Origin of the sequence: Blautia glucerasea (genome assembly GCF_020537505.1) — a bacterium.
Taxonomy (GTDB): Bacteria; Bacillota; Clostridia; order Lachnospirales; family Lachnospiraceae; genus Blautia_A.
Genome location: NZ_JAJBMO010000002.1, coordinates 127,569 through 150,168, shown reverse-complemented (window position 1 = coordinate 150,168; position 22,600 = coordinate 127,569). Strand labels below are relative to the sequence as shown.

Annotated in this window: 17 protein-coding genes; 9 read left to right on the top strand and 8 right to left on the bottom strand. The window is 43.9% G+C overall.

Translation table 11 applies throughout. From position 1 onward, the window contains the following. Positions 1-224: 224 nt before the first annotated feature. Both LIQ05_RS02150 and LIQ05_RS02145 read right to left on the bottom strand, forming a co-directional pair. Complete coding sequence (locus LIQ05_RS02150; RefSeq protein WP_226818235.1) at positions 225-1,481, bottom strand: M56 family metallopeptidase; 1,257 nt, start codon at positions 1,479-1,481, stop codon at positions 225-227. Positions 1,482-1,529: 48 nt separating this feature from the next. Continuing rightward, a complete protein-coding gene (locus LIQ05_RS02145; protein WP_226818233.1) occupies positions 1,530-1,931 on the bottom strand; it encodes a hypothetical protein in 402 nt (133 codons plus the stop codon). Positions 1,932-2,270: 339 nt separating this feature from the next. On the opposite strand from LIQ05_RS02145, the gene LIQ05_RS02140 reads away from it, so the two are divergent. Next, positions 2,271-3,323, top strand: a complete 1,053-nt coding sequence (locus LIQ05_RS02140) for a 5'-3' exonuclease (protein WP_226818231.1) — start codon at positions 2,271-2,273, stop codon at positions 3,321-3,323. Between the two features lie 187 nt (positions 3,324-3,510). On the opposite strand, the gene nrdG is transcribed toward LIQ05_RS02140, so the two are convergent. From nrdG to LIQ05_RS02125, 3 genes are all read right to left on the bottom strand, one after another. Further along, entirely contained in the window at positions 3,511-4,020 is a 510-nt protein-coding gene (gene nrdG / locus LIQ05_RS02135) for an anaerobic ribonucleoside-triphosphate reductase activating protein (protein ID WP_226818230.1), read from the bottom strand. Between the two features lie 119 nt (positions 4,021-4,139). Further along, entirely contained in the window at positions 4,140-6,329 is a 2,190-nt protein-coding gene (nrdD, locus tag LIQ05_RS02130) for an anaerobic ribonucleoside-triphosphate reductase (RefSeq protein WP_226818228.1), read from the bottom strand. Between the two features lie 463 nt (positions 6,330-6,792). Continuing rightward, a complete protein-coding gene (locus LIQ05_RS02125; protein WP_226818226.1) occupies positions 6,793-7,605 on the bottom strand; it encodes a carbohydrate ABC transporter permease in 813 nt (270 codons plus the stop codon). Positions 7,606-7,895: 290 nt separating this feature from the next. Here LIQ05_RS02125 and LIQ05_RS02120 point away from each other — a divergent pair, with 290 nt between their 5' ends. The 4 genes from LIQ05_RS02120 to LIQ05_RS02105 all read left to right on the top strand — a co-directional run bounded on the left by LIQ05_RS02120 (position 7,896) and on the right by LIQ05_RS02105 (position 12,454). After that, entirely contained in the window at positions 7,896-8,153 is a 258-nt protein-coding gene (locus tag LIQ05_RS02120; protein WP_226818224.1) for a hypothetical protein, read from the top strand. A 126-nt stretch (positions 8,154-8,279) separates the two neighbouring features. Next, positions 8,280-9,209, top strand: coding sequence for an AEC family transporter (locus LIQ05_RS02115; RefSeq protein ID WP_226818223.1), 930 nt, complete (start codon positions 8,280-8,282; stop codon positions 9,207-9,209). Between the two features lie 418 nt (positions 9,210-9,627). After that, a complete protein-coding gene (locus LIQ05_RS02110; RefSeq protein ID WP_226818221.1) occupies positions 9,628-11,706 on the top strand; it encodes a hypothetical protein in 2,079 nt (692 codons plus the stop codon). A gap of 175 nt (positions 11,707-11,881) precedes the next feature. Then, positions 11,882-12,454, top strand: coding sequence for a hypothetical protein (locus tag LIQ05_RS02105; protein ID WP_226818219.1), 573 nt, complete (start codon positions 11,882-11,884; stop codon positions 12,452-12,454). A gap of 27 nt (positions 12,455-12,481) precedes the next feature. On the opposite strand, the gene LIQ05_RS02100 is transcribed toward LIQ05_RS02105, so the two are convergent. Further along, the gene (locus LIQ05_RS02100) at positions 12,482-13,324 is read right to left on the bottom strand and encodes an AraC family transcriptional regulator (protein ID WP_226818217.1); all 843 of its coding nucleotides are present in this window, start codon (positions 13,322-13,324) and stop codon (positions 12,482-12,484) included. A gap of 280 nt (positions 13,325-13,604) precedes the next feature. On the opposite strand from LIQ05_RS02100, the gene gnpA reads away from it, so the two are divergent. Both gnpA and LIQ05_RS02090 read left to right on the top strand, forming a co-directional pair. Then, positions 13,605-15,767, top strand: a complete 2,163-nt coding sequence (gene gnpA, locus LIQ05_RS02095; RefSeq protein ID WP_226818215.1) for a 1,3-beta-galactosyl-N-acetylhexosamine phosphorylase — start codon at positions 13,605-13,607, stop codon at positions 15,765-15,767. Between the two features lie 127 nt (positions 15,768-15,894). Then, positions 15,895-17,955 (top strand): hybrid sensor histidine kinase/response regulator, encoded by a 2,061-nt coding sequence (locus LIQ05_RS02090; RefSeq protein ID WP_226818213.1) that lies wholly within the window; start codon positions 15,895-15,897, stop codon positions 17,953-17,955. A 426-nt stretch (positions 17,956-18,381) separates the two neighbouring features. On the opposite strand, the gene LIQ05_RS02085 is transcribed toward LIQ05_RS02090, so the two are convergent. Next, positions 18,382-19,701, bottom strand: coding sequence for a sensor histidine kinase (locus LIQ05_RS02085; protein WP_226818211.1), 1,320 nt, complete (start codon positions 19,699-19,701; stop codon positions 18,382-18,384). 1 nt (position 19,702) lies between these two features. After that, on the bottom strand, positions 19,703-20,419 hold the full coding sequence (locus LIQ05_RS02080; protein ID WP_226818209.1) for a LytR/AlgR family response regulator transcription factor: 717 nt from the start codon (positions 20,417-20,419) through the stop codon (positions 19,703-19,705). A 289-nt stretch (positions 20,420-20,708) separates the two neighbouring features. On the opposite strand from LIQ05_RS02080, the gene LIQ05_RS02075 reads away from it, so the two are divergent. Next, positions 20,709-21,077, top strand: coding sequence for a response regulator (locus LIQ05_RS02075; protein ID WP_226818207.1), 369 nt, complete (start codon positions 20,709-20,711; stop codon positions 21,075-21,077). 30 nt (positions 21,078-21,107) lie between these two features. Then, a complete protein-coding gene (locus LIQ05_RS02070; RefSeq protein WP_226818205.1) occupies positions 21,108-22,562 on the top strand; it encodes a GGDEF domain-containing protein in 1,455 nt (484 codons plus the stop codon). Positions 22,563-22,600: the final 38 nt, after the last annotated feature.

Below are 22,600 nucleotides of genomic sequence, written 5' to 3'. Positions count from 1 at the left end.
GGTTGAGGGTGTGGAAAAAAGAAATCTGGAAGCTTCCGGCGCCTTTTCATGGCGGTTAGAACGGTAAGAGCCAGGGAAAAGCGAAACGCTTTCCCTGGCTCGATTTAACTTCCGTTCCCTCTGAGCTTCACGGAAGATACGATATAATTGAGTTTAAATTAAGTTTGATATGATTCTGTCTCCCTCTTTGGCACCAGCTTCCTCCCATTAAAGCGGTGTTGGAGTTATTTGTGTGGGCATTTTACGTAAGTTGTTGTGCTAATTAATTCTAAAAGAACAATATCATTGCATTTTTTGCATCGTTTAGCTTTGTATGTTTTGACAATACAACCACCATTGCTTTTTGACACATGAGTATCGGCAGTACCGCTTTCATATACATGTGTACACAGGATTGCTCGTGGAGAATTTTCAGTGTCAATCATAATAGTTTGGTTAGAAGTATTAAAATAAACCTCTGAATCCTTCCATAAATTCTCTGTTGACTGATTGGACGAAAAGTTTACAGTTTCAATATTTTTGTCAACTGAATTATTCTTTTCAGTTCTTACAGTCTGCATCGGTGCATACGCAAACACCGTACTGCCACTCAGAATCATAGAACCCAATACCGCTGCAACAGTCCCAATCTTAGACACTTTTCTATTTCTTGCCATAATCAATTCCTCTCTCCTTTTTATAGTTTGTTTCTTTCCCCCGAAGTTGCTTCTCCAGACTACAGGAACCTGTCTGGTTTTGCCAGAATGCGTGACGAGGGCGGCTGCATAAGCTTTGCAGTCTTGCAAGGTAAAACCTTCTGTGGCTGCTTCATCTGCAATGTATTCAGAAAATCTGGTGTAGAGTAAAAGCGTAAGCAAAGTTAACGGGTTATAAAAATGAAGGCAAATGGCTAACAAGCAGAGCAGTTTTATCAACGAGTCATGGCTGCGCAGGTGTGAATATTCATGGCGTATGATCATTTCTGACAGCCTGGAATCTTCAAGGCTTTCCGGAACTACGATAAAAGGTCTCACGAAACCAATCGTATACGGTGAGCCAATTTGCGGAGAAATGCGGTATTCCACATCTCCGGTTCCAGGCAGGAAGCAGGTTCTCTTTTCGGTAATTCTTTTCAGCTTTCGCGTGAGCTGATGGTACTTTACGAACTGATAAATGCTGAAACCGGTTAAAAGAAACAGCCAGCATAATACGATCATAAGAGCCCAGTCAGACATCCAAATAGAGATTCCGCGGTAAGAAAGTGCTTCTTTATTGTCAAAATTTACATAGTCCACAATCACATCCAGAGAGTCGGTACTCTCCAGCACATCCAAAGGCATAAAGTATTTAATTAGTTGAAATGGTATCAAATACCCCGCCAGACTCAGAAACACCAGGTTCCGGCCAAGCCGGTAGGAAAAGTTTTTCCGTCTGATCATCATCAGCAGGACACAGAGCACTAATGGCAAAGTGCCTGCTATACCCATACAGATTAAAAGCATGCAAGTCCCTCTCTTAAAATTTGTTACGGTTCACTTTGTGACCAATAACTAAAATTTGTCTATAAATTCTAGTAAGTCCCTCTGCTCATCCTCGCTGAGTTTTCCGTCCTCAGCAAAAGCACAAAACAGACAGGTAAGAGAATCTTTGAACTCCTTGGCTGCTTCCAAAGAGCCCCCGCAGCTGGATTTCTGGTATGCCAGAATGCTTTCCCTGAAATTCCGGATCAGCTGGTTTTTCATTTCTAATTTGCGGTGCAAGTACAAATTATGTGCGAAAAAACCAAAGGCGATCAACGGAAAACCAAAGGATAAGGCAATGGCCTTCACCAGATAAAAGGTTGCAGCTGGCTGCTCAAAAGTTGGAATTCCACTAATCATACAGATCAGCAGCGAGCATCCGGTAAAAATCACAAAGAAAATACCGGACAGTGTTAAAATTATTTTTTTCATTAAGGACCTCCTCATTCTACGTAGAAGCGGGATTGTGAAATAATTTTATTTCTTGCTCCCTTCACTATATATACGAAAACCGGGAGAAGAAATAACACGAAATTTGAAATTTTTTGTAAAAATTTTCGGGAATGGTAGATTTTATGCTATAATGGGCTTCGAAAGGCTGAATTAGGTGTATACAATTAATATCAGAAAAAGATTGTATAGTGGCTGCCTGACTAATAGTCATGTAAAAAAGCAGCATCACAGAACGGGACATTTCAGCCATAAAAAGACGAAAAGCTGATTGCTGCAAGCAATAGCAGCATTATTAATAATGAACAAAGGAGAATTGCAATGCCTAAATTTCTTATTATCGACGGTTCCTCCATGCTGTCTACCTCCTACTATGGAAACCTGCCCAAATCCATTCTTTTCGCAAAGACAGACGAAGAGAAGGAGAGACACTACCAGGAGATTTTACACACCTCCGATGGAAAATATACCAACGCCATGTTTACCATGCTCCGCACCCTTCTGGCAGTCTATAAGAAGGTGAAGCCAGAATACGTAGCATTTACCTTCGATATGACAAGGGACACCTTCCGCCGTACCCAGCTTGGCGCAGATTTTTACAAATCTAACCGTAAGGAGACGGCGCAGCCTTTAAAGGAGCAATTCGTCCAGATGGAAGAGTTCCTGAAGGTCATCGGCTGCCCGGTATTTATGAGCCCGGAGTATGAGGCAGATGACTATGCAGCCTCCCTGGTGGAGAAATTTCAGGGACCAGAGCTTCAGACTTATGTATTGACCAAGGATCACGATTATTTCCAGCTGGTAAGCCCCTATACCCGTATGTGGAGAGTGGTAACCAAGGATAAGCTGGAAACCTTAAAAGATGCCTATGGCCTTTATGGAAAAGATGCTTACGAGGCCCTTCCGTCCAACGTGTTTGAATATACCCCGGAAACTGTACATTCTGAGGAGGGCGTATACCCGGAGCAGATCCCGGTGCTTCTTGCAATCACAGGCGACCCGGGAGATGGTATTCCTGGCTGTAAGGGTGTTTCCTCAGCTGCCGCACCACTAGTGGAAGAGTACAAGACATTGGATGCAATTTACCAGGTAATTGAGGAATGCGAAGGCGCAGCTAAGAAAGAAAAAGAATTAAATACTTTCTGGAAAGAAAATCTGGGAATCAGCAGAAGCCCGCTAAAAGCGCTGAAAACGAATAAAGAGATGGTCTACTTAAGCGAACAGCTTGCCACTATGAAACGCGATATTGAAATCCAGGAAAGTCTGGATGACATGCGGCTGAATATCAATATGGATGAATTAGTGAAACAGCTAAAAGCATATGAAATGAACAGTATTCTGGCAGAAGTTGAGAAACTGAAGACGGAAAGTTAAGAAAAATAAAAAAGAGAACCGAATGAATTACAAGTGGTGTGGCTGTTTATTAAAACAAAATAAAATACACAAGTAATTATTGGGTTCTCTTTTATTTTACGCGAATCCTGCATGAGAATCTGGCGTTCGCTGTGATAACAAGTTTGGTTTGCAATCTTGTTTTGTGGTGCTTATCAAGGTTATAGGGTTATAACCCTTCCTTTACCAATTTCCCATTCTCTAGCTGCAGGATCCTCTGATTACTGCTTCCCCGAAACTGAAGGGAAATGTCCTTCAGTTCCTGAATAAACTCCCCATCCACCAGAATATCAATGCAGGAGAGCATGCGGTCTGTGTACGGTGTGTAAATCCTGCCGCCTGGAATCATATCTTTGTCGAAAAGATAACCTGAATAGCACCAGATGGATTTATCCGGATAAGTGCGTCTGATCGCTTCCAGAAGATCCGCAAGTACCGGCTGGTTCTCCGGCTCAAAGGGCTCGCCGCCAAGAAGGGAAAAGCCCTCGATATAAGACGGAGAGAGCAGTTCCAGAATCTTATCCTGTGTTTCCTGGGTAAATGGCTCTCCGTAATTAAAATCCCATGTAGGGGCGTTAAAACAGCCTTTGCAGTGGTGCCTGCAGCCTGACACGAACAGGCTGACCCGCACGCCAGTGCCGTCTGCGATATCGTAGGATTTGATGTTTCCGTAGTTCATAATTAAGTTCCTCATTTCATCCTATGCTGAGCCGTTAAACATATTATTGCATAAGATGCGCTTTTTATCAGTAAAATTGTATAAAAGAAATTGCTTCGCCCTACATTGCAGAATTTATTTTACAGGTGTAATACGCGGTCCTTGATCTCCTGGGTACGTCCCTGGTTCCAGAACTGGGTGCCAATGTAGCCACAGGTTCTTCGGGCAACACTCATCTTATCCTGATTGCGGTTGCCGCAGTTCGGACACTCCCAGATCAGCTTGCCGTTCTCATCCTCTTTGATCTGGATCTCTCCGTCATATCCGCAGACATCACAGAAATCGCTCTTGGTATTCAGCTCTGCATACATGATGTTATCATAGATAAACTTCATAACAGAGAGAACTGCCGGGATGTTCTGCTTCATATTCGGAACCTCTACGTAGCTGATGGCTCCTCCTGGGGAAAGCTTCTGGAATTCGGACTCGAATTTCAGCTTGGAGAAAGCATCGATCTCTTCGGTAACGTGAACGTGATAGCTGTTTGTAATGTAGTTTTTATCGGTAACCCCTGGAATGATGCCAAAACGCTTCTGCAAGCATTTGGAAAAACGGTAGGTGGTGGACTCCATTGGAGTACCGTATACAGAGTAGCTGATGTTCTCAGCTGCTTTCCACTGGGCGCACTTGTCATTGAGACGCTGCATAACCTTCATGGCAAATGGACGAACCTCCGGATCGGTATGGGGCCTGCCGTACATTCTCATGCACATTTCGTGAAGTCCTGCATATCCAAGTGAGATTGTGGAATATCCATCGTAAAGGAGCTTGTCAATGGTCTCCCCCTTCTTAAGACGGGCAAGAGCACCGTACTGCCACAGAATCGGGGCAACATCGGAAACAGTGCCAAGAAGACGCTCATGTCTGCAGCGGAGTGCTCTGTGGCAAAGCTCCAGACGCTCTTCCAAGATCTCCCAGAATTTATCAAAATTGCCCTCTGAGGAGCAGGCTACATCCACAAGGTTGATGGTAACAACACCCTGGTTGAAACGGCCATAGAACTTGTAAGAGCCGTCCGGGTTCTTCTGTTTCTCTTCAACGGTAAGGAAGGAACGGCATCCCATACAGGTGTAAACATTGCCATTCTTTAACTGGCGCATGATCTTGGCGGAAATGTAATCCGGAACCATACGCTTGGCCGTACATTTGGCAGCGAGCTCAGTAAGATACCAGTACTTGGAATCCTCGTGGATGTTATCCTCGTCTAATACATAGATCAGCTTCGGGAAAGCAGGGGTGATCCATGCACCACGTTCGTTCTTAACGCCCTGCATACGCTGCTTCATTACTTCCTCAATGATCATTGCCAGGTCGTCACGGGTACGTCCCTCCGGAACCTCGTCAAGATACATGAACATAGTTACAAACGGAGCCTGTCCGTTACAGGTCATAAGGGTGATCAGCTGATACTGGATGGTCTGGATACCGCTCTGGATCTCGTCCTTCAGTCTGCGCTCGGATACCTTCTGGATGATCTCATCATCAAGGGACTCGCCGCAGGCCTTGCGCTCCTCGATCACTTTGTTGCGAATCTTCTGGCGGCTGATGTCTACAAATGGAGCCAGGTGGGAGAGTGAGAAGGACTGTCCACCGTACTGGTTACTTGCTACCTGTGCAACGATCTGTGTGGTAACGTTGCAGGCAGTGAAGAAGCTGTGTGGCTTCTCAATCAGTGTCTGGCTGATCACAGTGCCGTTCTGGAGCATATCCTGAAGATTGATCAGGTCACAGTTATGCTCACGCTGTGCATAGTAATCGGAATCGTGGAAATGGATGATTCCCTCGTTATGGGCCTTTACGATCTCCTCCGGAAGAAGAACACGCATGGTCAGATCCTTGCTGACCTCGCCTGCCATGTAATCACGCTGGGTGGAATTAATGGTCGGGTTCTTATTGGAGTTCTCCTGCTTGGCATTCTCATTGATCTGGTCAAGAAGAGCAAGGATGCTGTCGTCTGTGGTATTGGACTTGCGGGTAAGCTCTCGCTTGTAGCGGTAGCGCACATATTTCTGGGCTACCTCGTAGCCGCGCATCTCCATGATCCCGGTCTCAACCATATCCTGGATATCTTCTACATTTACTGCGTGGGAGGATTCCAGGGCACGAGTTGCAATCATGTCAGCAAGTGCCGTGATCTGGTAATGGCTCAGCCGGTGAAGCTTGGGAACCTCCTCATTCGCTTTTTCGACGGCGTTGATGATCTTCGCCTTATCAAAAATAACTTCCACGCCATTTCGTTTAATGACGTTTGCATTGACCTCAGTGCTCATATTGTTAAATCCCTCCATATATTGTGTTCAAAAAATAATCACATACTAGATGTTGTGCACTATCAATATTACAGTATTCTACAGAAAAGTCAAGGTGAAAACCATTGATTTTAAAAATCTGTGAAATGTGCTGAAATTTCATGGGCAGAACAGGGAAATAATCCGGTCATACCCTGTATAGAGTTCCCGAAATGTGTGAATTAATCACGATTCTTCACTATGTGAAATTTTACAGTGTACAATAAAATAGTTACTGTGAACAATGTTCGCAGTAACACAGGAAAAATGCTGCCATGCAGAAAGCCTTTTTCAAACAGGCTCCAGCTGCGGCGCGGTGTCCAAAAGGATATTTGTCGTGCCATGGCTTCTGTTTTTACAGATAGTGGCATGAACAAAGGGCTGCCATGGGCAACCCTTTCTCGCGTCCGCATCTTTCTCTATTATACTTGGAAAAAAATAAAAATCAACCCTTGACACCACCAGAAGTGAGTCCTCCAACAAGATTTTTTTCGATTCCAACGAACAGGATCACAACTGGAACAATTGCATAGAGGGAAGCAGCAAACAGATACTGCCATTCGATCATATTGTAGCCGTTGAAAATATTGATACCAACCGTCAGAGGCTTGAAGGTGTCAGTAGAGATTAGTGTCAGTGCCACGGTATATTCGTTCCAGGCGTTGATAAAGACGAAAATAAGCGCTGTGACGATACCAGGTGCAGCAACCGGCAGAAGGATCCTTAAAAGGGCGTGTACACGGTTACAGCCGTCAATGGTGGCCGCCTGCTCCATCTCCGGGGAGATGCTCAGGAAGGTACCGCGGAGCAGCCAGATGGCAAATGCCTGGTTAAATGCAGCATTGATAAAAATAAGTCCGATAATACTGTTGGTAAGATGGAAAGCCATCATAACCTTGTAAATACCGATCAGAAGTACAACTGGTGCAAACATCTGGGAAACGATAACAAATCCCAGAAAAGCGGTCTGACCTTTGAATTTCATTCTGGACAGGGCATAAGCAGCCGGAATGCCGCAGAGCATAGCCAGAAGAGTGGAGCCGCCTGCAATTACAATGGAGTTCAGCATGTAATTGCTCATTGGTGCCAGTTTCCACACATCTGTGAAGTTGGACCAGATGGCCTTGATGGGGAAAATGGTTCCATTCATGGAGAAAATCTCTGCACGGCTCTTAAGGGCAGTACAGATAGTTACAAAATAAGGATATAACGTAAAGAGACAGATTGCGATGATTACTACATACAGTAAAACACGCAAAATTGTGTCCTTCGTATTTTTTTCTTAAACGTAATGAAATGCAAGAGTACGGGATTGGCAAATGAGGACAAATCTGGACAATCATTTGGTTAAAATGTGGTTTGACATTTTATAGAAAAATATTATACAATGTCATTTAAATGGGAAACTTTATGAGCATTCAGATTTAGAAGGTAAAGTTTTCAAAAGATAATAAAGGAAGGGAGTGTGCAGCAAAGAGAAGTGGCATACAGATTGCGGGAATGATTTTTCAAACACGCTCTAGTGCCCAGACTGCTGCAGATCATAAAATGGAAGAATTATACGCTGCAATTGAGAAAAAAATCAAAGAGTCCGGCTATCCCCGTGAAATTTCCGGCGCAGATGTGTACGATGATATCTGTGACCAGATCGAGGGCAAAGAGAACGGAAGCTATATTCTGCTTTCCAAGTTTGAGGATGATGTGATCTTCGAGTATCATATCACTGTGATGGAGGATGATTTTAACCTTGGTGTGCTCACTATGCGAACACCGGAGGGGGTATTTGAGACAGACTTTGATAAATAAAAAAAGTATATAAAATACATTTAATAGGAAGCTTTTATGTAACAGTTCAGAAGAGGGTATACTGTGAATCGTGTAACGGTGAAGCTGCTGAACAGTTACCATTCTATTATAGAAAGTGTGTAAAAAATGAAAGTATTGGAAATTATTCTGCCTGTATTGGTAATGATCCTTCTGGGAATGGCATGCAGAAGGCTGAAGCTGCTGGACCAGCATGGAATTAACAATATGAAGGTACTGGTAACCCAGATCATGCTTCCAGTGGCAATCTTCCATGCCCTTGCCACTGCCGGGTATAATAAAGAAACTGGAATTCTGGTAGGGATCATGTTCGTTATGCTGGTGATCTCCTTTGGCATCGGATTTTTGCTCCGTCCACTTATGACAGAGCGCTATCGGAAATATCTGCCTTTCATGGTCAGCGTATACGAGGGTGGCTCTATGGCATATCCCCTTTATACCAGCCTTTGCGGAGCGGAGAATCTTTCCCAGATCGCAGTGCTGGATATTGCAGGTCTTCTCTTTGGCTTCAGCGTTTACATGGGAATGCTGGGCCAGGTCGAGAATGGGGATAAGATAGATGGTAAGAAGCTGTTTATCAGTGCCCTGCATACACCTGCCTTTATTGCAAGTGTGCTTGGAATCATCGCCGGGCTTACCGGGGTGGTGCAGAAAATCCTGGCTGGGCCTTTCGCTGGTTCTTATACAAGTGTGGAAAACATTCTGACCACCTCCATAACTTCTATTATCCTTCTGGTGGTAGGATTTAGTATTGAGTTTGAGAGAAAGCTGTTTGGCCCTTGCATCAAGACCATTGTGCTCCGTATCCTTCTTCAGGCTGCCATGATCGCAGGAGTGCTGCTTGCAGTCCATTACATCGTGGGAGATCATCTGCTTTTGAATCTGGCAATCATCAGCTACATGTCCGCACCAGCCACATTCAGTATGCAGACCTTCCTAAAGAGCGAGGATGGAAGCGCTTACGTTTCCACCACTAATTCACTGTATTGTCTGGTATCCATACTGGTTTATGTAATTATGGCAGTTGTTGTATATTAAAAATGTTAAAATCTCTCCGCGGAAACCTTGTTTGTCAGGTTTCCGCAGAGAGATTTTTTTCTGGAAATAGTATCCCCCAAAAATACCATGCAAGTCACGTTATAACTTTACCATTCGTGCTATTTTCCCACGTTTCATGACAAAAGGATTGAATTATTTTCCGATTTTTTTATAATGGGTTCAACAAAGCAGTAAGAAACGGAGGGGATTCTGTGTACGGTATCGCTGTATTGACGGACAACGGGCATGATGGAAAAAGCTATGCAGAGTGTATGAAGAATTACTGCACCAGTGCAGGCATCTTTCCTTTGGTTGAAATATACAAGGATGCGGAAATGTTTTTCCGGAAAATACAGGATACGGTACCGGACCTGGTATTTTTAATGGATATCATACAAACATTCAGGAGGAAAACAATATGAAGAAGAGAGCGTTTATTATTGCCATGCTGGCATGTATGGTTACAGCAACAACTGGGAGCCGTGTAAATATGGCCTATGGGGAAGGGGTTCAGACCGGGGAAAGTGCTGCTGATACCAACGGAGCCGGGCAGGCAGCCGAAACCACGGAGATTCCCATAAAGCCTCTTGCGGCAAAATCTGTGGATGAGAATCCATACATGGCAAAGAGCGATTCCAACATCCATCACGACTGCTACAACACAGACTCCACAGATGAAGTTTTGCCAGTGGGAATTTATTCCGAGATCAATGTTTCTTATGAAAAAACAAATGCAAATGCATCCCCGGCTATCTTTTTTGACACCTATGGACATGCGGTGGTTCCCTTTTTAGGCGGGCTTGCCATCCGCGATATTAATGCAGGGGAAACAAAGACGGAAGGCTATTTTTCCCCGAAAGAGCAGGACGGAGGCGGCTACATGATCCAGAGCTCCTACTCCTTCGTGGACGAGAGCAACCGCCTGGTCTGCCCTACCAGCAACAATCATGTGCTTATGCTGAAGACGACTGATGAGGAAGGAAATGTACTTCCGCAATTCGAAAAAGTACTTGATATTGATGTAAAGGCAGCGGCAGAAGAGGCACTTGGAAAAACACTGGACCAGAATCTTTTGTCTGTAGTCTTCGATTATGAGGGAAATCTCTGGTTTGCAACCGGCGGCTTCCGTATTTATCCGGACCGTCAGCAGCAGGGGGCAATGGGATATATTTCCCGGGAAGCGATTGAGGGAATTCTGAATGGGAAGGAAGTAATCCTTTCTGACTCCGTATTTGTATATGAGCTGGCTCCAGGGGAAGGAGCAGAAAACGGCATTGCAGCGTCAAAGGACGGAGCTGTGATCCTGACCAACCAGAATTGTTATCTGCTTCAGGCAGACAATGGAGTAAAAAAAGTGTGGGAAACACCTTATGAGAGTGTTGGCGCCAAGGAAAGTGAAGAGGGAGATGACACCACAGGCGGCGGTCTTGCGTGGGGCGGCGGCTGCTCCCCGTCCCTGACTCCGGATCTGGTGATGTTTACAGACAACCAGAGCCCGGTCAACCTTCTTGCTGTAGACATGAAAACAGGCGAAGTAGTTGCAAGTGCACCGGTGATGGAGGCGCTTCCCAAGGATGCCCAGGTTTCTGTTGAAAACTCTGCAATCGTCTATGACAATGGGGAAGGAACGGTAAGCACCATTGTATGCAACTGGTTTGGTGCGGGAAGTGCCAGTCTTGGAAATGCAGACAGCGATTCTTCTATACAGAGCTACGCCAATATCTATGATGAAAACTGGCTGAGAAAGGGCAACAAGATGATCACACCAGGAGTGGAACGTGTAGATACCATTAAAACGGATAACGGCTACGAGATGAGGAGCATCTGGTGCAGAAGTGACCTGTCGGATACTTCTATGCTGAAGCTTTCCACAGCCACCGGATACATTTATGGTTATGTGCAGAATCTGGAAACTGGAATGTGGCAGTATATCATGCTGGATTTTGAGACCGGCGAGACGGCATTTGCCATGGATGTGGCCAATAAGCCGGGATACAACAATATGGCCATTGGCATGTATGCGGGAAACAGCGGAAACGCCCTCTATTGTCCGACTGGTTATCTGGAGCTTCTGAGGCTGCAGGACAGATTTGTTTACCTGCCGGAGATGCCCTATCGCAAAGTGGATCTGGATCAGGCGCGGCGAAATGTGCTCAGCCAGGAAACCTTTGAGGCAGATGGTGGTCAGGGAATGGTGGCAGGATGGTTAAATACAGTAACCGTTGAAAATGTCCATCCCAATACTACAGTGGCACTTCGCATGAAGGGGCTTTCTGGAGAAACAGCGGCATTTAAGCTTTATGCATATGGCGTGGACGGAAAGCTGGCAGAAGTTCCGGCCGAGCTGTGGCATATTCAGACAGAGAGCGGTGAGAGACCGGAGGCGCTCTCGGGGGACACTTTGTATGAAGTACATATGACAGTGGAAGATAGCGGCAGCTTTGATCTTAGTGAGACAGAAAAAGAGATCCAGGTATCAGCGGTTCTGGGAAATTAAGAACCTGTATCGATGCAGCGGGTAGGTATCCGCTGCATTGATGGTTTATTACATTTTTGCGAAAAAAGTCACAAATAGGGCAGGAAATATGGTAAAATAGATAAAAATTTGTTGCCGGTGGTTGTGGACCGTAACAAAAATTCAGAGACGTCAGAAGCCGCAGGGAGGAAAGAGCATGGATGTGAGAAAATGGACATTTCGCATTGTGGGAGTAATTGTTGCACTGCTTGGAGGATTTGTGCTGCTGAAAGGCTATGAATCCGTGATCCTGATCACTGTTGCCACGATCCTGATCATTGCAGGCGTTTCACTCTGGATGGCTGCTACCCCGGAGAGTTATAACGCTGGATCCTCAGATATGGTGATGATGATCGGCATGGGCCAGCCCAAAAAGATAGAGGATATTTATGAAGCCTACAAGAATGTGGAAACACCTCTTGGCTCTGCCTGGCTTGGAAAGCTTTATACCATGAGGGCAAAAGCTATGATATTCGGTCCAAACGTCCATGGCGAGTATCTCTATTTCTGGCTGACGAGGAACGGCAAGATTGGTTATCTTGGATATTCCAATCTGGATAACTTTATTAGAAAACAGCTCACCCAGCCTGTCATTCCACTCAAAAAGGGAGCTGGCAATGAGACAAAGGATTATTTTATCATTACAGATCTTCAGAAGGAACTGAAGGGAAATATGGAGTATTACATTAAGACTGGAAAAGTGCTTCCATTTTCCAAAATGAGTTTATAATCATCAGAAAAAGAAGCGGGCCTGTAGCTATTCAGGCTGGCTTCTTTTTTGATGTTTACTGCGGCGGTATTCCATGGCTGTCATACCGCAATATTTCCGGAAACTCTGTGCCAGATAGCTCTGGGAGGAGAATCCTGACAGGTGGGCGATATCGGAAATATCGTGGTCTGTATTTTCCAGAAGATTCTTGCAGACTTCAATCCTGCGGCAATTCAGATAGTTAATAGGAGAAATCCCGTAATACCGTGTAAATTCATGACTTAAATAATATTTGTTCAGATGGCTTAATGCGGCCAGCTGATCCAGATTGATATCCTCCCCGTAATTGTAATCCAGGTAGCGCCTGATCAGAGCGCACTCTTTGCTGGGATGAAAAGACGGCACCAGCTGAAAGCCGGAATCCGTGATCCGCCGGAGCTGGGCGATGAGAATGGATAAGGTATGCCTGCAAATCTCTTCGTAGCCCTCCCTTTTTTCATCTAATTCCTGAAAAAGAGAGTGGAAATAAAACAACAGATCCGTACCTGTTTTCCGGCAGTTAAAGATCCGAAATTCCCTCTGGTCACGGAAGGAAAAACTGATTCCGTCCACCCCGACAGTATAATAAGTAAGAGGCATGGAGCTTTTGGAGGTTTCCGTGTGCGGAATGTGAGGATTTACAATGATCAGATCATCTTTTTCAATGGAAAACCGTTGATCTTCAATAAGAAATTCGCCGCTTCCTCTGGAAACATAAAAAAGCTCTGTGAAGGCATGGGTGTGTGGAATGCTGGGCCAGTCTTCTTCGTATCTGGAGGAAGAGGCATTTACCAGAACTGCTTCTGTGGAGACTGGACTGTCATTGGAAAAAGAAAAAGAACGAGTGCTCATAGCTCCTCCTTGTGTTTCAAAATAAACTGTTGTGAATTATTTTAAGAGTATTATTCATTCTGTTCGCTTTAGATTTTTTACCGGATCTGGCCTGCCAGGGAACTTCCATAGTAAAGATACCATAAAAAAGAAAATACCGCAAGATTTCTAAAAACAATAGCAACAACCCTGTTGAAAATGGAAAGTGAAAAACGTATTCTTATACTATAGGTAAAATGAATTGGTGAAACCAGAGTCAGTTTGAAAATCATAACTAAAAAAGATAAAGTGAGGTCGCAAAATGGAGCAGAAAAAAGGCAGAGTTACAATTCCTACCAATCTGGATGTGATAACGGAAACACTGGATATTATGGACGAGTGGGGTGCAGACGCCATCCGTGACTGTGATGGAACAGAATTTCCCCAGGAATTAAAAGACAGTGGTGCGAAAATCTATGCCACCTATTACACCACCAGAAAGGATAACGCCTGGGCAAAGGCCAATCCGGATGAGATCCAGCAGATGTATATTATGAGTTCTTTCCACACCGCAACATCAGACAAATTAGAGATCCACCTGATGGATCACCTGTATCCGGATATGTTGAAGGTGAATACCCACGATGATATTACCAGGTGGTGGGAGGTCATAGACCGTACTACAGGAGAAGTAGTTCCGGTAAGCCAGTGGTATTATGAAGAAGAGAGCGGAAACGTGGTGATTACACCTGCCAGGCTTTTTCATGAGTATACGGTCAGCTTTCTGGCATATATTATGTGGGATCCGGTACATATGTACAATGCAGTGGTAAACGACTGGAAAGATGTGGAGCCGCAGATCACCTTTGATGTGCGCCAGCCAAAGACAAGAGCCCATTCCCTGGAGCGCCTTCGCAGATTCCTTGACACTCACCAATATGTGGATGTGGTACGTTTTACCACCTTTTTCCATCAGTTCACCCTGATCTTTGATGAGCTGGCAAGGGAGAAATATGTAGACTGGTTTGGCTATTCCGCATCTGTCAGCCCCTATGTGCTGCAGCAGTTTGAAAAAGAGGTGGGCTATCCATTCCGCCCGGAGTACATTATCGACCAGGGCTACATGAACAATACCTACCGCATCCCATCTAAGGAATTCAAGGACTTCCAGGCATTCCAGCGCCGTGAGGTTGCCGCACTTGCCAGGGAGATGGTTGACATTGTCCATGAATATGGCAAAGAAGCCATGATGTTTATGGGGGATCACTGGATCGGCATGGAGCCGTTTATGGATGAGTTTGCTTCTATTGGATTGGATGCGGTGGTTGGAAGTGTTGGCAACGGCGCAACCCTGCGTCTGTTCAGTGATATTAAGAATGTAAAATACACAGAAGGCCGTTTTCTCCCGTACTTTTTCCCGGATACCTTCCACGAGGGCGGCGACCCGGTGAAAGAGGCGAAGGTAAACTGGGTGACTGCAAGACGTGCAATCCTTAGAAGCCCCATCCAGAGGATCGGTTATGGCGGATATCTGAAGCTGGCGCTTCAGTTCCCGGATTTTGTCCGGTATATCAAAGCGGTCTGCCAGGAATTCCGTACTCTCTATGACAATATCCAGGGTGTGACTCCATACTGTGTGAAGCGTGTTGCCGTATTAAACTGCTGGGGACGCATGCGTTCCTGGGGCAACCACATGGTACATCACGCAATCTATTATAAACAGAATTATTCCTATTTTGGAATTATTGAGGCGTTAAGCGGGGCTCCTTTTGATGTCTCCTTTATCAGCTTTGATGATATTCTGGCAGATTCAGAGCTGCTGAAGAAATTTGACGTTGTGATCAATGCTGGAGATGCAGATACTGCACAGAGCGGCGGCGGGTACTGGGTAAATGAGACCATTATCACTGCTGTGAAAGAATTCGTCTATAACGGCGGCGGTTTCATTGGAGTTGGCGAGCCGGCAGCCCATCAGTGGCAAGGCAAGTTCTTCCAGCTGGATGATGTGCTGGGTGTGGAAGAAGAGAGAGGCTTTAACTTAAATACAGATAAATATAACTGGGAGGAGCATAAGGATCATTTTATACTGGCTGATACAGAAGGGGAGGTGGATTTTGGGGAAGGAAAGAAGAATATTTTCGCCCTCCCGGAAACCAAGATCCTGATCCAGAAGGACCAGGAAGTACAGATGGCGGTGAAGACCTTTGGAAAAGGCCGTGGTGTTTATATCAGTGGACTTCCATACAGCTTCAAGAACAGCCGTGTGCTCTACCGGGCAGTTCTCTGGTCTGCATCTGCGGAGGAGGAACTGAACCGCTGGTATTCTACAAACTACAATGTAGAAGTTCACGCTTATGTGAAGAATGGCAAATACTGCGTAGTTAATAATACCTATGAGCCACAGGATACGGTGGTATACAAGGGTGATGGCAGCAGCTTTGAATTACATATGGAAGCAAATGAAATCAGGTGGTACCAGATCTGATAAAAATCAGATTTCAGAGTAAAAGAGATTTGAGACGTATAGAAATTGTAAAGTATTGTGCAGTTTTTCTGGTATTCTTATTTCTTCTATGGTAAAATAATGGGAAATTAATTGAGGAGAAAATATTATGTCTTCAGATAAAGCGCAGTTAACTTTTGAAGAAAACTATTCAAGCTCAAAAGAAAGCCATGTTTTGAAGAAATTGCTGCCAGAATATGTTTCTCTTTACCGGATCGAACTTAATTCCGGCGAATACGATATTTTGCGTCTTGCTTCCAATACAAATGCCAGATATATTGCAGAAAACAGCTCCAATTTTAAGTGCTTTGATGAATATGCAAGGCAGTATGCAGATTCCTTTATCCTGGAGGAAGATAAAAATGAATTCCTGGACTGGCATTTATGTAAAAATATGAAAAAAAGGCTTGGTAAGGATAATAAGATCACGTATCATTACCACAGCGTTTCCAAAGAGGGGAATGACAGTTATTACGAGGCGTATGCGGTAAAGGAAGTGATTACAGGGGATCGTTTTGTCATTTTTCTGGGCTATCGGAACATAGACAGCATTCTTTATAAAGAAAGAGCCATTCAGGAGAAGCTGAGAAAGGCCCTGGAGGAAACCAAACTGCAGAATGAGATTATCTCCGCCATTGCCAAAACCTATCAGTATATTTCCCGGATCGATATTGCAGAAGACTGGTTCGAGGAAATTACAAACAGGGATAAAGTGAATCTGAAGTTTGCAAATTACGGTGTAATGTCGGAGGGAAACAAGAAGGTTTGTAAGGATCAGATCGCAGAGGAATATCAGGAGGCTTTTTTCAGGTTTACAGATCTTTCCACACTGCCAGAGCGAATGAAAAATGAACAGACCATTGACATGGAATACCGGATGAAGGATGGAAACTGGCATAAGCTTCGTTTTATTGAGAAAAAGCGGGATGAAAATGGACGTCTGACCCATGTGCTTTGTGCTATTCGCAGCATCAGTGCTGCCAAGAAAAAGGAACAGGAGCTTTTGTATCAGGTTGCAGAGGCAAGGAAGGACGCTGCTTTAAAAAACAGATTTTTATCTAATATGAGTCATGATATCCGAACTCCTATGAACGGAATCATTGGAATGGTGAATCTGGCCAACCGTTATCCAGATGATCCAGAGATCCAGAAGAATTGCAGGGACAAGATTATGGAATCCTCGAAATACCTTGTTTCCCTTGTAAATGACATTCTAGATATGAATAAACTGGAATCCGGGGATCTGGTGAACCAGGAGATGGCTTTTGATCTGGCAGAACTGCTAAGCCGGACAAATGCCGGAAAACTGACACAGGCAATGGAAAAGAATATTGAATATGTTGTGGATTGGGAGAAGACAGATATCCGGCATGCTTATGTGACGGGAAATCCTCTTTACCTGGAGCGGCTTTTAAATGCCATAGCAGATAATGCAGTTAAATTCACTAATCCAGGCGGATGTGTACATGTCTGGTGCAAGGAAAGTGCGATAGATGATATACATGCGGAATATAAATTTTACTGTGCGGATAATGGGATCGGCATGAACGAGAGCTTTCTGGAACATGCTTTCGATGTATTTTCCCAGGAAAATGAGACCAGCAGATCCACGTATCAGGGAACCGGGCTGGGGCTTGCTATTGCAAAGAGGCTTGCAGAAAGGCTGGGTGGAACCATTGGGATTGAAAGCCACAAGAATCAAGGAACAACTGTGACGGTGACGGTTCCATTTAAAATAGGAGAAGAGAAAAGAATGTCAAGGCTAAAGAGCCAGGATGAGGTAATCCTTACGGGAATGCGGGCTCTGATTGTAGAGGATAATGAACTGAATATGGAAATTGTTAAATTCATGCTGGAAGAAAATGGTATCCTTGCAGAGGGCGCGGGGGATGGCGTGGAAGGCGTTGAGAAATTTGCTGCATCTGCACCTGGGTATTATAACGTAATCCTTATGGATATTATGATGCCAAGGCTAAACGGCTGGGACACCACCCGTAAAATCCGCTCCCTGAATCGGCCAGATGCAGCCACGGTTCCCATTGTGGCGATGAGTGCAAATGCGTTTGCCGAAGATATTATCAACAGCCGGACCTCAGGTATGAATGTGCATCTGGCCAAGCCGCTGGATGAGAAGAAGCTTATGGAGACTCTTCGGAGTTTATTTGTATAATAACTTTGTTAATATTTACGTCAATAAATGATTTAAATATTTCATTCCCTATATCCCTGATTCATTCCCTGTATCCTAAAAAGGATTATTTTTATGTGGCAATGACTTGACAGCCCGGGGAATACTCTGCGTTTCTGGGAGTATTCCTGAAATATAAGGAATAATTACCGTAAAAGCAGGAAAGAAAAAAGCTTACTGCACCGTAACAGTCCCTGGAATTGCCAATGTGAAATCCTCTGCCACCATAAAAAAAGGAACCGCTTATATCACTGTGAAAGCAGGAAGCTTATCCGTAAAATGTAAAGTGACGGTGAAATAAGAAAATATTTTTTAAATACCCTTTAGGAATCGAAATAAACCTAAAGGGTATTTTTCTCTTAAGTGATATACAAGGGAGGATTTGCGTTTGAAAGTAAAAAATGCTGATTATATCCGGAGCATTATTTTTGCAGAGAAAACACCATCCTTATAGGTAAAGTCACAGGCACCGCCGTTTTTGTCGGTAATGTGGCGGACGGATTCGATTCCTATGCCGTTTCCGGAGCGTTTGGAGGATTGGAAAATATTGTTTTTTTGCTGTATTTTGCCATCGAAGGTGTTCTCCACATGGATCAGAAGCAGATGATTATGGTGGGGATAAACCTCCACATTAATCTTTCTGCGGGTGGGCTCTGTTTTTGCGCTTGCCTGGATGGCATTTTCCAGCAGGTTGGAAAATACAAGGCACAGATTAATCTCATCTATGGAAAAATCAGCAGGCAGGGAAACCAGTGCATGAAAAGGAATGTTTTCTCTTTTTGCAAGGGTGGAATAATATCCGAAAACACTGTCAACAGCCTGATTTTCACAGAAATGGAGATTGTAGTCGGAGATTTTTCCGATTGCAGCCGAGAGATATTTTTTAATATTTTCCATGTCACCCTGTTCTGCCAGAGAGGACAGCCGGACAAAATGATGGCGGATATCGTGACGTGCCTGTCGTGCTTCTTCAATGGCCATGCAGAGATTCTCGTATCTTTCCTGCTGAAGGGAAAGAAAATGGTTCTCCCGCTGAAGCCTGGCATTTCTGTTCAGGATGACTGCCATCATAAGAAACATGGCATAAAACAGGAGCAGGATTATGAGCAGTACAAGACTTAAAACAATATAACACTGCAGGACCCGCCCGGTATATAAAGTAACGCGGTATTTAGGAATTATAAAAAGATTCACTCCGATGAAGATTACCGGAAGGCTCCAGAATACATACCAGGTTTTGGCAAAGTTCTCGTCTGCGACCATTGCCTGTACACAGTGGCGGGCAGGATACCAGGCTGCCAGAACAAACAACAGGCAGATGGCATTATAGAAAATCCCGGCACTGGTACGAAACCACAGTTCATTTTCTGCAATATGCAGGTCAGCAGTTATAAGTGCATTGACCGCCCGGGACAGACTGTTGACACACGCAAAAACTGCGAAGACTGCCAGAAAAATACTGACGGATTTCCAGACAGAGATTTTTAATGTTTTATGGTAAATAAGCATAATGACAGGTAGCAGAGGAAACAGGACCCGTCTGGTGGGAAGGCGGAGGGCATAGCAAAACGCTCCTCCTAAAATACAGATTCCAAGAAGAAGCGGAAGAAGCCATGCTGTCAGCTTAAGCGGTGTCTGCCGCAGATAGCTCTTTACAGGCAGATATGCCAGCAGTATACCGGGAATGATTACAGAAAGTTCAAGTACAGGGCGAAGTATGTCAGTCATTTCAGGACCTCCTTTGGAACAGAAATTCCATAAATGTCTGTCTGGCGTTTTTGATCAGCTTCCGGCTGACTGGGATATTGCTTCCGTTATCAAGACGAAAGCCTGATCCGTCAAAATCAACAGCATGCTCCAGATTGATCATAACGCCCCGGTTACACTGATAGAAACGTGAGTCCATTTTCAGGGAGGCTGTGAAGGAATCAAAGGACTGGCGGGTAACCAGTTCCCTTTCACCGGCAGTGTGGATGTGGATCATGTGGGAAAAATGTTCTGCGTAGATTATTTTCCGGAAAGGAATCTGAATATTACTTCCGTTTACCTTTACATCTATGTATTTCCCGGAATCCGGGATGCGGGAAAGGATTTCATCTGCCAGTGCGGAAATATCATTTTCGTTGTAGGGCTTTACAAGATAGTGCAGAGCCCGGACCTGAAATCCCTCTAATGCATGGTCAGTGGAAGTTGTTGTAAAGATCAGCAGACAGTCAGTGTCTGATTTTCGAAGTTCTTTTGCTGTATCAATTCCGTTAGCCCCATTCATATAAATATCCAGAAACACTACAGTGAAAGGGCATTCCTTCGCTGAAGTGAGGAAAGTTTCTCCATTTTCATATTCAAATATATCTGTATGGACATTGCGCCTGGAAAACTGAGATTCCAGTCTGCTTCGTAGCAGTGTCCGTTCTTTTGAAATATCATCAACAATTGCAATTTTCATTCTAAATCTTCCTTATATATATTTATAAAATTCCGTTTGCTGAGACTTTTTCGTAACTGTTCACTGGGTTCCTGGTAACATTTTTTCATCTGTGCAATCGGATTCGCAGACAAGCAGGGGGTAGTTATTTCGAAAACGCTCTGGTAACAGTATATCACAAAATAATACCCAGGAGTTGCAATTCGTGTCATTTTTTGTCGTTTCGTGACAGAATTGTTGAAATAATTTCTGACTTTTTTATAATGAGAATAATAAATAAAAGTACATTAAATGGAAAGGGAGAGGTGTCTTGTATTGTATTGCCATATTGACCGACCAGGAACAGGAAGGACAAGACAGTGCGGAATATATTAGAAATTACTGCACAGAGAAGCATGTTTTTCCGCTGATTGAAATTTATCAGAATCAGGAACAATTTTTTGCACGGACATTGAAAACAGTACCGACAGTAGTTTTTCTCGCATTACCGGGCGTGTCCGGCCTGAATGCAGCAGAACATCTTCGCTCCCTGTATCCGAAATGTGGAATCATCTGGTGCAGTGACCTTGATTTTTCGCTTCATGCGTTCAGGCTGCGGATAGAATATTTTTTTATGAAACCTGTGGAAGAGCAAAAGATAAAAGAAGGACTTTCCATCTGGCTTGAATGTAAAAAATAAGATAAGAAAGACATTCAGGAGGAAAACAACATGAAAACAATCATAAAGTATGAACTGGTCATAAATGAAGCACTTAGATCCGCACTCAATTACCATACACCTGACGAGCAGATTAATGAATTTATCCGCTTTTTCGGCAGACATATCGGTTCTGACAGAATATATATTTTCGAAGATTGTAAAGAAAGGCATGGCACAGACAATACGTATGAATGGTGTGCCGAGGGAGTGGTTCCCGAAATAAGCAGATTGCAGAACGTAAATATGGACATAATAAAATGGTGGTACGATACGTTTTCCAAAGGTGAAAGTATCATTATCACGGATATAGAAGATATCAAAGAAGAACATCGCATATCCTATGATATGTTAAAAGCGCAGAATGTGAGAAATGTAGTGGTATGCCCTTTACGTTATAAAGACGAGATAAGTGGATTTTTCGGTGTGGACAATCCTCCCAAAAGTGATTACAAGGGACTTACTACTTTTCTGGATATGATAGGAACGCTTCTTATCTCATTTCTGAAATTGCGTAATTCATTTATAAAGTCAAATAAAGAGGCAAAGCTCAGCAGTTATTCATCCCTCTCGAAGATCTATATATCTATGCATTTGATTGATGTGCAGACAAAAAGATATCATATTGTAAAAATGACAGATCAGATTGCGGAATGCTTGGGAAATGATTTTAAGAAAATGGGAGAATATGAAATCAGGGATGATTTTTGCGGACATATCAATGATATGGCTGAGAAAATGTGTATAGAATCACAACTTCAGGAAGCACTGGAGTTTGTCGATATCAGTACGCTGGAAGAACGGCTTCTTGGAAAAAACAGCATAACACATGAATTTACAGATAAAATATCAGGCTGGTGCCGAAGCAGATTTATTCCTGTAGACTATGATGAAAATGGAAGGCTTCTGCATGTGCTTTTCTGTATTGAATGTATAGAAGAAGAAAAAAAGCGTGAGAACAGGTTGATTTATTTGGCGCGGACAGATCTTATGACAGGATTATGCAATCGTGGAAGCGGAGAAAAAAGGATTACGGAACTTTTAAAGGAAAAAACAGGAGGATTGCTTTGCCTGATCGATTGTGACAAATTTAAATCCATCAATGACACTTATGGGCATTCTGTGGGAGATAAGGTGATTATAGCCGTTGCGGAAAAGTTGCGGAAAACATGTCGTGACAGTGATGTGGTTTTGCGGCTTGGAGGCGATGAGTTCGCAATATTTATGCCGAAAATGCTGGAGCGGATAGTAGCTGAGAAATTTTTCGAACGCCTTTTTGAAAATGTCCGGCAGATTGACATCATAGAGATGCAGGGAAAGAGTATAGAAATAAGCCTGGGTGCGTGTTTTTATGATGAATATGAAGAGGTTTCTTTTGATCAGCTATACAGAAAGGCTGACAGGGCAATGTATCAGAGCAAAAAGCAGAAAGGCTGCAGTGCTGTAATTTATAGGGAGGAGATGTGAAAAATTCTGGAAGATTCCCGGTTATGAGCTGTGTGGCG